Raw genomic sequence first — 13343 nt, 5'->3', positions numbered from 1 at the left:
GAGCGGGGGAGCGTGCGGCGATCCTGTCGGGTCTGGTCGTCCGTGAGGCCGAAGACGGCTGCTGACGGCATGACCCGTGGTCCGCACGCACCCCGTGCCGTGAGGTGGCACAACAGATCAAAACCCGTGCCGCTGCGGCATGCTCAAGCCGAATAACCCCGCCTATGTCACGAATCACGCGCGGAGCGGCTTCAACTGGGCTGCGCTGGGCCAGCCCGGCCAGCCGCTGCCGGGTGAAGCCACGGGGACGGTCCGTCGCAGCCCGTCGTGCCGCAGGCCGCCGGTGGATCATCGAGCAACGGAAGCGCAGTTGGGGGCAGGCAGCGTGGTGGCGCCGAGCGCCGAGGTGAAGACGCCCGGAACGCGGATCACTTCTGGTGCGAACTGCTCGTGACGTTGGTCGTGGTGATCGCGGAGTCGAGCCGCGTACTCGATTCGGTGCCGGACCAGGTGGCGAAGAACCGAATCGCGCAGCGCGAACGGACTCACCGAGATGCAGGGGAAGGTCGTGGCAGCCTGCGCGCGGCATGCCTGGAAGCGACTGACCGGCGCGCTCGGGTTGACGCTGATCAGCGACGCCGAAGCGCTGCTGCCTGCGTCGCGCGCACTGGCGGTGCTGATGTGCACATCCCCGCCCGGCACCCGGCAGTCGTCGAGCGTTGCGTGGACCCCTTGAAGTCCCGGTTGATCCAACGCACCAAGGAACGATTGCAACGGGTTTCGGCGATCTCGTGCCGCAGATCGAATCTGACCTCACCGGCCACGCGCAGCCGACCTGACCTTCCGCGGCCGGGGCGGGGCCGAGGCGGACCTCGGCCCCGCTCGTCGCCGCCCTACTCGCCGCGGGCGTCGGTGCGCCGCCGTACCGGGTGGCCCGACAGGATCGACACCCGGTTGAAGGCGTTGATGGTGACGGCCGCCCAGATCACCAGCGAGATCTCGTCGTCGCTGAGGGCCTCGCGCGCCCGCGCCCGGCCGGCTTCGCCGGGATGCCGGTCGGCGACCAGCGTGACCGCCTCGGCCAGTTCCAGCGCCGCCCGCTCGCGCGCGGTGAACAGGCCGGTGTCCCGCCAGCCCGGCAGCACGGCCAGCCGCTGGGTCGTCTCCCCCGCGTCGAGCGCGCGGCGGGTGTGCAGGTCCAGGCAGAACGCGCAGCCGTTGAGCTGCGAGGCGCGGATGTTGATCAGCTCCAGCAGCACCCGCTCCAGGCCGAGATCCCGCGCCTGGGCGGTCACCTCGGCCGCGGTCGCGTTCAGCGCCTTGAACACCGCCGGGGTCCGCTTGTCGATGAAGATCTGCTCCGCCACGGGATCACTTCGTCCGGTCGCGCACCGCGGCCAGCGCGTCCGGCGTGACCGCGTCGACGAGGTCGTCGAACTCGTGGTGGTTCTTGAGGTACTTCGCGACGAACGGGCACACCGGCACGACGCGCAGGCCCGCCTCCCGGGTGTCGGCCAGCGCGCGGCCGACGAGCACGCCTCCCAGCCCGCGCCCGCCGAACTCCTCACCGATCTCGGTGTGGAAGAAGATCCGCTGCTCGCCCTTGTCGACGAACTCGGCGAATCCCGCCAGCGCTCCGGAGGCGTTGATGTCGTAGCGGTCCCGGTCGGCCGACCGGGCGAACGCCACGTCGGTGTTCTCGTCGGTCATGGCATCCCTCACTGCGTCGCGGTTTCTCGAAGGAGCTCGGCGAACGGCGTCGGATCGGTGAACGGGTCGGTCTTCGGTTCGGCCGGTCGGCCCCGCACGACGTCGGCGAGCTCGCCCGCGGCGCGGGCGATGCGCCGGTCGAGGCCGGTGTCGCCGCCCCAGTCACCGCTGGCGGCGTACACGGCGGTGGGCACGACCCGTGCCCGCAGGTACGCCAGCAGCGGGCGCAGCGCGTGGTCGAGCACCAGCGAATGCCGTTCGGTGCCGCCGGTCGCGGCGACCAGCACCGGCTTGTCCGCCATCGACTCGGGGTCGACGACGTCCATGAAGGACTTGAACAGCCCGCTGTAGGAGGCGGTGAACGTCGGGGTCACCAGGACGAGCCCGTCGGCGGCGCCGAGCCGGTCGAGCACCTCCCGCAGGCGGGGGTTCGCGAAGCCGGTCAGCAGGTTGTCGGTGATGTCGTGGGCCAGGTCGCGGAGCTCGACCACGTCGATCGTGGCGTCGTCGCCGAGCTCGGCGCCGGTGGCCGTGACCAGCCGGTCGGCGAGCATCCGGGTGCTCGACGGCTGCGACAGCCCTGCGGAGATCGCGAGGATGCGGGTCATGCCGACTCCTCCTCCTCGTCCTGCTTCGCCCGGCGGGAGTCGTGGGTGGGCGCGTCGGGCACGTGCTCCGGCTTGCGCGCGTCGAGTTCCTTGCGCAGCACCGGGATGACCTCTTCACCGAGCAGGTCGAGCTGTTCGAGCACGGTCTTGAGCGGCAGGCCCGCGTGGTCGAGCAGGAACAGCTGGCGCTGGTAGTCGCCGACGTACTCGCGGAAGCCCAGCGTCCGGTCGATGACCTGCTGCGGGCTGCCGACCGTCAGCGGCGTCTGGGCCGCGAAGTCCTCCAGCGACGGGCCGCCGCCGTAGACCGGCGCGTTGTCGAAGTAGGGCCGGAACTCCTTGATCGCGTCCTGGGAGTTGTGCCGGATGAACGTCTGCCCGCCCAACCCGACGATCGCCTGGTCGGCCTTGCCGTGGCCGTAGTGCTCGAACCGGTTCCGGTACAGCTCGACCATGCGGCGGGTGTGCTCGGCGGGCCAGAAGATGTGGTTGTGGAAGAAGCCGTCGCCGTAGTAGGCGGCCTGCTCGGCGATCTCCGGGCTGCGGATCGAGCCGTGCCACACGAACGGCGGCACCCCGTCCAGCGGTCGCGGTGTGGAGGTGAAGCCCTGCAGCGGCGTGCGGAACCGGCCCTGCCAGTCCACGACGTCCTCGCGCCACAAGCGGTGCAGCAGCGCGTAGTTCTCGATCGCCAGCGGGATGCCCTGGCGGATGTCCTGGCCGAACCACGGGTACACCGGCCCCTGGTTGCCGCGCCCCAGCACCAGGTCCACCCGGCCGTCGGCCAGGTGTTGCAGCATCGCGTAGTCCTCGGCGATCTTGACCGGGTCGTTGGTCGTGATCAGCGTCGTCGACGTGGACAGGATCAGCCGCTCGGTCTGCGCCGCGATGTAGCCGAGCATCGTCGTCGGCGAGGACGGGATGAACGGCGGGTTGTGGTGCTCGCCGGTCGCGAACACGTCCATGCCGACTTCCTCGGCCTTGCGCGCGATGGCGACCGTCGCCTTGATCCGCTCGGCCTCGGTGGGCGTGCGACCGGTCGTCGGGTCGGGCGTGACGTCGCCGACGGTGAAGACCCCGAACTGCATCCTGACCACCCCTTGTTGCTTCAGATTTGAACTAACCCTGCCAACAACGGCCCTCCGGGACCTATTCCGCGCGACGCGCCGCGGTGAGGCACGCCACGGTGGCGGGGTCAGCGGTGGTAGCGGCCCTTGGCCTTCAGCCGCGCGTTGGGCAGCGCCGGCGCGGGCAGCGCGGGCCCGTCGTAGCCGTGCACCGGACCGAACCGGCGGTCGGCGAGGTCGCTGTCGTGCTCGCGTTCCCAGGTCGCGCGGGCCTCGGCGATGTCCTCGTGGCTGCGGCCCACGAAGTTCCACCACATCACCAGGTCCTCGGCGAACGGCTCGCCGCCGAGCAGCATGGCCTGCCCCGCGACCTCAGCGCCCAACCCGACCGCGTCGCGCCCGCGGCCGAGGTAGAGCATCGCTCCCACCGGGACGGCGACGTCCGCGACGGTCAATCCGGGCGACAAGGCCAGGACCGCGTGCTCGAAGTCCGGTTCCAGCGGCACGGTCACCCGCCCGCCCGCGTCGACGGCCACGCTCGCGCCCACCAGCGGCGTGTGCGTCGTGGCCGGTGAGACCGCACCGTCGACGTCCCCGGCCAGGACGGTGACGCGGCCCTGCCGGAGTTCGTGGCTCGGCAGCGACGAGTGGAACTCGAACGCGGGCGCGATCCGCCGGGACCGCTCGGGCAGGGCCACCCACAGCTGCGCCCCGTACAGGTTCGACGAGTGCTCCGGCGGGGACTGCTCGGAATGCGCGATGCCGTGCCCGGCGGTCATCAGCGGGAGCTGCCCAGGACGCACGAGGCAACGGCTGCCCACGCTGTCCTGGTGCCAGATCTCGCCTTCGACCAGCCACGACACCGTCTGCAACCCGATGTGCGGATGCGGCGGGACCTGCATTCCCGCCTGCCCGGTGATGTCGCTCGGGCCGTACGAGTCGGCGAAGCACCACGCCCCCACCATCCGCCGGCCCCGGTTCGGCAGCGCGCGCCGCACCCGCATCGCCCGCGGCCCGCCGAGCGGGACGTCCCGCGGTTGCAGCAGCTCGACCTCGGGTTCGGCGGCGACTGCCGCGTCGACCGAGCACACGGTCTGCTCGGCGGGATCGTGCTCGACGTTGCTCATCGGTCGCTCCTGTCCGGTTCCGCGTCGCCGCCCGACGCGGAGTCCTGCTCGGGCCGGTCCTGCAGCTGGTCCTGCAGCCGGGTGAACACGCGGGCGAGCACCCGAAGCTCGTCCTCGTCGAGGCCGTCGGTGAACAACCGCTGCACCGTCGCGATGTGGTGGCGATCGGCCTCGTGCAGCGCTTCGAGCCCGGTCGCGGTCAGCACCGCGTGGTGCACCCGCTTGTCGTCGGGCAGGACCTGCCGCAGCACCCAGCCGCGCCGCTCCATCACCTTGATCTGGTAGGTCAGCCGGCTCGGCGAGAACACCATGCGCGCGGCCAGCTCCCCCATCCGAAGGCGGTGCGCCGGGCTTTCCGAGAGCACCAGCAGCACGTTGTAGTCCTTCAAGGTCATCCCGGAGACCGCCTGCAGGTCCTCGTCGAGCCGCGTCTCCAGCAGCAGGCTCGCCTCGATGTAGGGCCGCCACGCCTTCCGCTGCAACGAATTCCGCCAGGACACCATGCCGTCGAGCATACCCACTACTTCAAATGTTGAACTAGTGTCGGCTCAGCCCTGGCGCGCCCGTTGCCGGAAGCGTTCCGGCGGTGTGGAGCCCGCCGCCGCACCGACGATTCCGGCGCGGGCCGCCGGAGGAAGTGGTGGGCGCGTTCGCCTCCCAAGCCTGCGCGTCTCCGATGGCGACGTTTTCTGCGCGAGCCGGTGAACTCCGGCTGCCCGAACGAGCTCGCGGCCGAACGATCCCGGTTCCCCCGCGGGGGAACCGGGCGGTCCGGTCAGACGACCAGGTCGAGCGAGTGGACCGCCGTGGTCAGGGCCGCCCTGGCCACCGTCCAGTCGGTGTCCGGCGGCCACGTGCTCAGCAGCACGACGATCAAGGAGCGGTCCCCGCCGACCAGACCCGTGGTGTGCAGGACGGTGTTCGCATCGGTCGACCCCCAGCCCTGCTTGATCGCCCAGGCGTGGCCGGGCAGCGCGTCGGGAATCCCGAAGTGCTGGGGAAATCCGTCCACGCCCGCGTCCGAGGCCTCGCCCAGCGCGCCGAGCAGCAGCTTCCGCGTGTCCGCATCGGCCTCCGACGTCAGGTACCGGTAGACCCGCGCGACGTCGCGCGCGCTCATCCGGGTGTCGCCCCACTGCCCTGCGGACACCGGCGGCTCGGTGTCCGCCAGCCCCAGCTCCGCCGCCGTGCGCCGCACGATGTCCGGGCCGCCGCCCGCGGTCCACAAGCGGCTGGCGACCTGGTCATCGCTGGCCGACAGCATCCGCTGGATGTCGTCGAGGTCGGTGCCCGAGGAGCGTTCGACCGCGTCGATCGCGATCAGCAGCTTCACCACGGACGCGGTCGGGAACCCGCTGTCGGCGTCGAGCGCGGTGACCTCCGCGCACGCGTCAAGGTCGACCACGTCGATGGCCACGGAGGTGCCCTCGTCGAACGACGGCAGCTTCTCCCTGATCGACCGGGCCAGCCCTTCCTGCGCGGACCCCCTCGACACGGAGCCGCCGCACGACGACCTCCACCGATCGGAGTTCGCCGCGGCCACCACCCCTCCCACCACGCACAGGACCGCTACCAGCCCCAACGCGATCCAGACACCCCTGCGCACGTTCACGTCCACCGGCCCCCTCAGACCCGAGCGGAGTCCGCGCGAGCGACCCCGCCCGCGGGTGATCCGCGATCCCCCCGCATCGGGAAAGACGCACGTCGTGCCGGGAGGTTCGTCGGCCGGTCGGACATCCCTCGAATGTCGGTACGCCGCCGCTGGGAGTTCACGCGCTCCGGTGCGGACGGGCGGTCGGTGGAACACCGTGGTCAGGCGGGATTCGCCGCCCGGTACTCCGCGCCGCGCCGGCGGAAGCGACCACGATCTCGCTCGGAGGCTCCGGCTACACCGCGCTCGTCGACTTCTGCCCGCGCCGACCGTCGGCGGTGAGCACGACGTGGCCCACGGCGAGCGCCAGCAGCGCCGGAACCGCGATGGTCACCCCCATCGGCACCGCCGTGCCCACACCGCCGGACCCCACCAGCGGTGCGGCGATCCCACCGGCGAGCGACTGCACCACGCCCAGCAGCGCCGATGCGCTCCCGGCCCGCGTCCCCTGCGGGTCCAGCGCCAGCGTCGTCGCGTTGGGGAGGATCAACCCGATGCCGGCCATCACCAGGAACAGGCACACCAGGATCCCCGGCAGCCCGAGGCCGCCGACCGCGCTCACCAGGACGCCGAGCCCGCTCACCGACAGCACGACCAGCCCGGTGCGCAGCAGCTGCTGCGCGCTGAACCAGGTCAGCAGCCGGGTGTTGAACGCCCCCGCGAGCAGGGTCCCCAGCGAATTGATCCCGAACACGAGACCGAACTCCTGCACGCTGAGCCCGAAGACCCCTTGCAGGACGAAGGTCGACCCCGAGATGTAGGCGAACAGGCTCGCGAACGGCAGCGCGGCCACCAGCACGTATCCGACGAAACGACCGTCGACGAGCAACGCGCGGACGTCGTCGCGGGTCGCCGCCAGCCCTCCGCCCCGTCGCGCCGACCGCGGCAACGACTCCTCGATCCTCGCCACGGCGAGCAGCAGCACCACGCCGGTCACCGCGAGCACCACGAACGTCCCGCGCCAGGAGACCACCCGCAGCAGCTGCGACCCCAGCAACGGCCCGACGATCGGGGTGACCGCGTTGACCAGCATCAGCAACGAGAAGAAGCGCGCCAGCGCCGCCCCCGAGAACCGGTCCCGGACCACCGCTCGGGCGATCACGATCCCCGCGGCGGCCCCCAGCCCCTGCGCGAACCGGATCGTGGCCAGCACCGGCACGGAAGGCGCGAGCGCCGCCGACACCCCGGCCACGGCGTACACGCCCAACCCCACCATCAGCGGCCACTTCCGCCCCACCGCGTCCGACAGCGGCCCGGCGAGCAGCTGCCCGACGGCGAGGCCGACCGTGAACGTCGCCAGCGTCAGCTGGATGGCGGCGGGATCAGCGGCCATCTCCGCCGCCAACGCCGGGAACGCGGGCAGGTACATGTCGATCGACAACGGCCCGAGCCCCGTCAAGGTCCCCATCACGAGGATCAACCACCGGTCACGCCGTTCCGGGACGGTCACCCCACGCCCCTCCCCTGAGGACAGCTGCACAAGATCCGGCACGGCGAACCTACCGGCCTCCCCGCCCCGCTCACGGAAACACCACCGGAACGTGGCGCACCCTGAGCCGCGCCCAGAACGGGAGCGCACGGCTCAGGCCGCAGCACGCGGAAACCCCGCTCACCTGGTGAGCGGGGTTTCATCGGGTGGAGCTGACGGGGCTCGACCGCCGAGTTCGCTTGCGCAGCACCAGCGCTCGTCAGGGAACCCCGGCCGGTAGCAGCGGTTCCCGCGCTTGTGGCTCGGCCGGAGCAGGAGCGGAAGTGTCCCCTTGCGAGGCCGCGTCGAGCGCGAGCGCCTTCAGGTGCCCCGAAGCGGAGAGCAACGCCACGACGAAAAGGATCAGGTAGACGTCGCCCAGCAACCACCCGGCCGGGCTGTGCGACGCAACGTCCGCCGAACCGCCAGGACCGGGGACCAGCACCGGAACGACGGACAGCGCGGCCAGGGCGACCGGCGGAATCCACAGCAGCAGCACGACCCGATTCGTCGCGCGCAGGAGCCGGGCTCCCGCGAACACCACCAGCGGCACGACCCACACCCAGTGATGCGCCCACGACCACGGGGAAACCGCCGCCGTGCACAGACCGACGAGCGCGACTCCCAGCAGCGGCTCGCCGAGCCGGCCGGCGCGGGACGCCAAGACCATCGTGCGGCCGACGAGCATCCCGGCCAGTCCGAGCCACAGCACGGTCGTGCTGCCGACCTCCCCCATCAACCGGATCAACAGCCCGTTCAAGGACATGTTCTGGGGGTCGCCGGCATCCGGCCACATCCTGCTCGAATCAGCGAAGGCACCGGTCAGCCAGAACCTCGCGGAGTCCGCGGGCAACACGACCGCACCGAGCGCAACCGCGCCCGAAAAGGACCCCGCGGCCACACCCGCCGCCCTGAACCGTCGGGTGGCGACCAGGTAGAGCACGAACAGCAGCGGCGTCAACTTGATCGCCGCGGCGAGCCCCACGCCCACTCCCTTGCTCCGGCACCGGTCGGCGCGCAGCAGATCCCACAGCACCAACGCCATCAACCCCAGGTTGATCTGACCGACGTGGAGACTGGTGTACACGGGCTCGAACGCGAGGACCCCGGCCGCGACCAACGCGGTCAGCACCACGGCGCGCCCGTTCTCGAAGCCCACCGCGCGCCACGCCCACCACGCGCAGCAGACGAGCACGAGGCAGCCGCCCACGACGAACACGGCCTGCGCCGCACCCATCGACAACGGGGCCAACGGGAGGAACAGCAGCCCCGCCACGGGCGGGTAGACGAAGTACAGCCCGTCGACCAACGGCCGTTCGTACAACGAGCGGCCCTCGAACACCGCTGTTCCCGCAGCGCGGTAGACCTCCAGGTCACCCGGGTTCGCCCACAGCGCACGAACCGCGAGCACGAGCCCCGCAGCGCACACGGCGAACACGAACCCGCACACCAGGTACGGCCGCCCTACGGCCCAGCTCAACACGCTGCGGGACGACGCGGGACGTACCGCTTTCAGGGGCAGGGGGCTCTCAGCACGACTGGGGTTTTCCACTCTTCTGTTGTCCCAACAGGAGATCCACCCCGGGCACCTCCGTTCGACCATGCGTACCCGGCCGAAAGGCCCGTCCCCACCGGCGAAGTCCGCCCCTCAAGTACTACCGGCGGTCGCGGTGAGAACTCCAGGCTTCGCCCCCCACGACGGGCACGCGACAGGCCATCAACGAGTCCACCGGCTTCGCAAGACTCCGCGCCGCGTCGGCGAGTGGTTCAGCCGCGGGACGGCGGCTACCCTCGAATTGCTCGCCGACATCGGATTGTGCTGCGGTGGCTTCGAATTCAATCGTTTCGCCCGGCGCGACGTGCTCTTCGAGAAGGTCACGCTCCGAGTGCGTCCGTTGCCCCGGCCGATGACGCAGTCGACGGCTCGGCAGCTGCAGGGCCTGTACCGGCGTGGCCGTCCGTCGACGACGCGAAACGGAGTGCGAACGATGCGACAGCTGCGACTGCCGTCCGGCGGCGACCTGCCCGTGTTGGGGCAGGGAACCTGGGGCATGGGCGAGCGCGGTTCGGACCGCGCGGCGGAGACCGCGGCGCTGCGGCGCGGACTCGACCTCGGCATGGGCCTGATCGACACCGCTGAGATGTACGGCAGTGGTGGTTCCGAGGAAGTGGTCGGCGCGGCCATCGACGGCCGACGGGACGAGGTTTTCCTGGTCAGCAAGGTGTTTCCGCACAATGCCGACCGGAAGGGCGCGATCGAGGCGTGCGAGCGCAGCCTGCGTCGGCTGGGGACCGATCACCTCGATCTCTACCTGCTGCACTGGAGAGGTGGAACGCCGTTGTCCGAGACGCTCGAAGCGTTCGAGGAACTGCGCGGCAGCGGCAAGATCCGCCATTTCGGGGTCAGCAACTTCGACTCGGACGACATGCGGGAGCTGTGGGCGCAGGAAGGCGGCAGCGGCAGCGCGGTCAACGAGGTGCTCTACAACCTCACGCGGCGCGGGATCGAGTTCGACCTGCTGCCGTGGTGCCGAGAACGGGAGCTGCCGGTGATGGCGTACTCACCGATCGAGCAGGGCCGCGTGCTCGGAGATCCGGTGTTGGGACGGATCGCGGAACGTCACGGGGTCACGTCCGCGCAGATCGCCGTCGCCTGGGTCCTGACCGGCGAAGGATTGTGCGCGATCCCGAAAGCTGCGACTCGCGGCCACGTCGAGGAGAACCACGCGGCGCTGGAGATCCGGTTGTCGGCGGACGATCTCGCCGAGCTCGACGCGCACTTCCCCGCGCCGGACCGAGCGACACCGCTGGAAATCCTCTGACAGGACGCGCCCGCGTCCTGTCATGACCACCTCCCGGAACGGCGCAGGAAGGGGTGGTTCGATGCAGAACAGGCCCGACGCTCAGCTGAGCGTCGGGCGTGCGACCTGCGATCTTAGGGTGTGACCAGATCAGGACACTCCCCAACGGCAAAAGCCGACCCCACCCCGGCCACCGCACCGTGGGGGCCTACGGGGGCTCGGCCCCCGTACAAGCAAAAAGGAGCCGGGAAGACGCAACAGCGTCGACCAGACTCCTCCGAGTGGAGCTGACGGGATTCGAACCCGTGACCCCTTGACTGCCAGTCAAGTGCGCTACCAACTGCGCCACAGCCCCTGATTCACTTGTGCGGTGTTCGGTTCCGGTGTTTCGGTCCCGTTCATCGCGTGCCTGCATACCGTACAACAGGTCCCCGGAGGGCTTGAAAAGGGGGGTCCCTTTTAGATCATCATCCGGGCCGGGCGCACGGCCCCGCGAGCCTAGAAGGGGCCGTGCGCTGCAAAAACCTCCGATGTGGTCAGCCTGCTCGGCCGTGCTCGCTGGGGAGGCCCCGGGTGTTGGCGGCTCGGACGAACTCGGCGCGCGGATCGTGCAGCTCGCCCAAGGCGACGGTCTGCCTGCTCAGCGGCAGCTCCATGAGCCAGTCCCCGAGGATCCGGGCCTTCAGCCGCAGCGTGGGCAGCTTCGCGAGGTGGTACACGCGGTGCAGCAGCCAAGCCGGCAGGCCCTTGAGCTTGATGCCGTAGACCTCCGCGGCCCCCTGGAACAGGCCCAGGCCCGCGACGGAACCGGCGTGGCGGTGCCGGTAGTCGCGCAGTTCGTGGCCGCGCAGCGACGCGACCACGTTGTCGGCCAGCACCCTCGCCTGCCGCACCGCGTGCTGCGCCGACGGGCTGCACAACGCGTCCGCGTCGTCGCTGGTCAGGTCCGGAACGGCGGCGCAGTCCCCTGCCGCGAAGACGTCCTCGGTGCCGCGGACCTGGAGCTTCGGGGTGCACTCGACGCGGCCCCTGCCGTCCCGGGGCAGGTCCGAGTCCTCCAGCATCGGATGCGGCTTGACCCCGGCGGTCCAGGCGATGGTGTCGGCGTCGAACTCGTCGCCGTCGGAGAGGACCACGTGCCCACCGGTGAGCGACTTGGCGGTCGTGTCCGTCTTCACCTCGATGCCGCGCTCCTCCAGGCGGCGCCGCGTGTACTCGCCCATCGGGGCGCTGACCTCCGGCATGATGCGGCCGGTGGCCTCGATCAGGATCCAGCGCATGTCGCCGGTGTCCAACGTCCGGTAGCTGCGGACGGCCTCGCGGGACATGCTCTCCAGCTCGGCCATCGCCTCGATGCCCGCGTAACCGCCGCCGATGAACACGAACGTGAGCAGGCGCCGCCGCAACGTCGCGTCCGACGTGCTCGCCGCGATGTCGAGCCGGGACAGCACGTGGTTGCGCAGGTAGATGGCCTCACCGATCGTCTTGAACCCGACGCCGCGCTCGCTCAACCCCGGAATGGGCAGCGCCTTCGAAACCGAACCGGGCACCACCACGAGCACGTCGAACGTCACGTGCTCCTCCGTGCCGTCGGCGAGCGTCGCGGTGAGCTCGCGCTTCCCGTGGTCGATGCAGGTGACCTGCGCGGTCAGAACCTCGCTGCGGCGCAGCGTCTGGCGCAGCGGGACCACGATGTGCCGGGGCTCGATCGAACCGGCCGCCGCCTCCGGCAGGAACGGCTGGTAAGTCATGTGCGACTGCGGATCGATCACCGTGATCCGCGCCTCGCCGGGCTCCAGCTGCTTCTGCAGCCGCATGGCCACCGTCAGCCCGACGTGGCCGCCGCCGACGATCACGATGCGCGGCTTCCGGCGCCCCTGACCTGGGGCCGGACCGGTGGACTGCTGTTCGGGGATCTGCTGGTCCGCGTCACTGGCCATGAACCGGGTCTCCTCTCGCGCCCGCGCGGGTCCGCCGCGGATCGACCTCGCGGTCCGGATGCCTGCGCAGGTACTCCTGCTCCAGCTCGAACGAACGCGCGGTGTGCTCGCGCAACGCGTCGTGCGAACCGTGCAGGAACGTCTCGTTCCGGGTGAGGTGCAGCTGTTCGATCTCCCGCAGCAAGTCCTGCTCCGCGAGATCGACGCCGGGCACGCCGGTGCTCATCTCCGCTCCCCCGCCCTCACGCCGCGGCGCGCTGCTTCGGCACCCGTTTCGCCAGCAGCTCCTGCCGCTCCCGCTCGCTGAGCCCGCCCCACACGCCGTACGGCTCCTGCACGGCCAACGCGTGCTCCCGGCACGACAGCATCACCGGGCAGCGGTGGCAGATCTGCTTGGCCTGCTCCTCGCGGTTGCTGCGAGCGCTGCCGCGCTCGTTCTCCGGGTGGAAGAACGTGCTCGTGCTCAAGTCCCGGCAGGCCGCCTGCAACTGCCACTCCCACGTCTCGGCCACCGGTTTGGGCAGCCGCATGGTCGCCGTCATCGTGATCACCACCTCACCGCGGGCTCGGGCACTGCGTTCGTCAGCGCCAACGACGACATACCCCGAACGGGGAGTGCGGACACCTGACCCGAGCCGCGAAGTCTCGCTCGACTTGACGAGCGTGCAGGTCGCGGAGCCGAGTGCGGCTTGACGCGGGGGCGGGTGGAGTCCCGTTCGGCTTGACGTGCAGCGTCGGGCTGCCTCGCGGCGAAGCCGTGCAGTGGACGAGCGAAGCGAAGTCTGCCTCGCGGCCGAAGGCCGTGCCGTGGGCGGCGAAGCAAGCCTGCCTCGCGGCGAAGCCGTGCCCGTATTCGCGCAGCGAATAGCCCACGTCACAAAGCCGACCACCGGCGGGTTCTCAGTCGGTCTCTCGCGAGGACAGCTTTTTCCCTCGTGGCGGAGCCACTCGGGAAAAAGATCCCGCAGCGAGAGACCGACTGAGGTTCCGCTACCCGGACACCCACGCCACACGAGCCGTGGAAGCAATCA

General features: G+C 70.7%; 14 protein-coding genes and 1 tRNA gene. 1 reads left to right on the top strand and 14 read right to left on the bottom strand.

The window, feature by feature from the left end; all coding sequences use genetic code 11:
- Positions 1–288: 288 nt before the first annotated feature.
- From BJ969_RS03235 to BJ969_RS03190, 10 genes are all read right to left on the bottom strand, one after another.
- Positions 289–693: a hypothetical protein gene (locus BJ969_RS03235; RefSeq protein ID WP_184477159.1), complete on the bottom strand. Its 405-nt coding sequence runs from the start codon at positions 691–693 to the stop codon at positions 289–291.
- A 140-nt stretch (positions 694–833) separates the two neighbouring features.
- A complete protein-coding gene (locus BJ969_RS03230; protein WP_221315696.1) occupies positions 834–1307 on the bottom strand; it encodes a carboxymuconolactone decarboxylase family protein in 474 nt (157 codons plus the stop codon).
- A gap of 4 nt (positions 1308–1311) precedes the next feature.
- The gene (locus tag BJ969_RS03225; protein WP_184477157.1) at positions 1312–1650 is read right to left on the bottom strand and encodes a GNAT family N-acetyltransferase; all 339 of its coding nucleotides are present in this window, start codon (positions 1648–1650) and stop codon (positions 1312–1314) included.
- Between the two features lie 8 nt (positions 1651–1658).
- Positions 1659–2258 carry an FMN reductase gene (locus BJ969_RS03220; RefSeq protein WP_184477155.1) on the bottom strand — a complete coding sequence of 200 codons (600 nt, stop codon included), beginning with the start codon at positions 2256–2258 and terminating at the stop codon, positions 1659–1661.
- Positions 2255–3346 carry an LLM class flavin-dependent oxidoreductase gene (locus BJ969_RS03215; protein ID WP_184477153.1) on the bottom strand — a complete coding sequence of 364 codons (1092 nt, stop codon included), beginning with the start codon at positions 3344–3346 and terminating at the stop codon, positions 2255–2257. Before BJ969_RS03215 ends, BJ969_RS03220 begins: the two co-directional genes overlap by 4 nt.
- A 107-nt stretch (positions 3347–3453) precedes the next feature.
- Positions 3454–4452: a pirin family protein gene (locus tag BJ969_RS03210; RefSeq protein WP_184477151.1), complete on the bottom strand. Its 999-nt coding sequence runs from the start codon at positions 4450–4452 to the stop codon at positions 3454–3456.
- Complete coding sequence (locus tag BJ969_RS03205; protein WP_246457433.1) at positions 4449–4967, bottom strand: MarR family winged helix-turn-helix transcriptional regulator; 519 nt, start codon at positions 4965–4967, stop codon at positions 4449–4451. The genes BJ969_RS03210 and BJ969_RS03205 overlap by 4 nt, the downstream gene beginning before the upstream one ends.
- A gap of 260 nt (positions 4968–5227) precedes the next feature.
- A complete protein-coding gene (locus tag BJ969_RS03200) occupies positions 5228–5947 on the bottom strand; it encodes a serine hydrolase (RefSeq protein ID WP_184477149.1) in 720 nt (239 codons plus the stop codon).
- Positions 5948–6338: 391 nt separating this feature from the next.
- Positions 6339–7511, bottom strand: coding sequence for a multidrug effflux MFS transporter (locus BJ969_RS03195; RefSeq protein WP_184477147.1), 1173 nt, complete (start codon positions 7509–7511; stop codon positions 6339–6341).
- 280 nt (positions 7512–7791) lie between these two features.
- On the bottom strand, positions 7792–9051 hold the full coding sequence (locus BJ969_RS03190; RefSeq protein ID WP_184477145.1) for a glycosyltransferase 87 family protein: 1260 nt from the start codon (positions 9049–9051) through the stop codon (positions 7792–7794).
- Between the two features lie 508 nt (positions 9052–9559).
- On the opposite strand from BJ969_RS03190, the gene BJ969_RS03185 reads away from it, so the two are divergent.
- A complete protein-coding gene (locus tag BJ969_RS03185; RefSeq protein WP_184477142.1) occupies positions 9560–10393 on the top strand; it encodes an aldo/keto reductase in 834 nt (277 codons plus the stop codon).
- Between the two features lie 261 nt (positions 10394–10654).
- Here the strand turns inward: BJ969_RS03185 and BJ969_RS03180 are convergent.
- From BJ969_RS03180 to BJ969_RS03165, 4 genes are all read right to left on the bottom strand, one after another.
- Positions 10655–10727 (bottom strand) — tRNA-Ala (locus BJ969_RS03180).
- Positions 10728–10908: 181 nt separating this feature from the next.
- Positions 10909–12312, bottom strand: coding sequence for an NAD(P)/FAD-dependent oxidoreductase (locus BJ969_RS03175; protein ID WP_184477140.1), 1404 nt, complete (start codon positions 12310–12312; stop codon positions 10909–10911).
- Positions 12302–12538 (bottom strand): DUF6158 family protein, encoded by a 237-nt coding sequence (locus tag BJ969_RS03170; protein ID WP_184477138.1) that lies wholly within the window; start codon positions 12536–12538, stop codon positions 12302–12304. Before BJ969_RS03170 ends, BJ969_RS03175 begins: the two co-directional genes overlap by 11 nt.
- A gap of 16 nt (positions 12539–12554) precedes the next feature.
- Entirely contained in the window at positions 12555–12854 is a 300-nt protein-coding gene (locus tag BJ969_RS03165) for a WhiB family transcriptional regulator (protein WP_184477136.1), read from the bottom strand.
- Between the last annotated feature and the right edge of the window lie 489 nt (positions 12855–13343).

Origin of the sequence: Saccharopolyspora gloriosae (genome assembly GCF_014203325.1) — a bacterium.
GTDB lineage: Bacteria > Actinomycetota > Actinomycetes > Mycobacteriales > Pseudonocardiaceae > Saccharopolyspora_C > Saccharopolyspora_C gloriosae.
The sequence above is the reverse complement of the archived record's forward strand: the minus strand, read 5'-3'. Positions and strand labels throughout refer to the sequence as shown.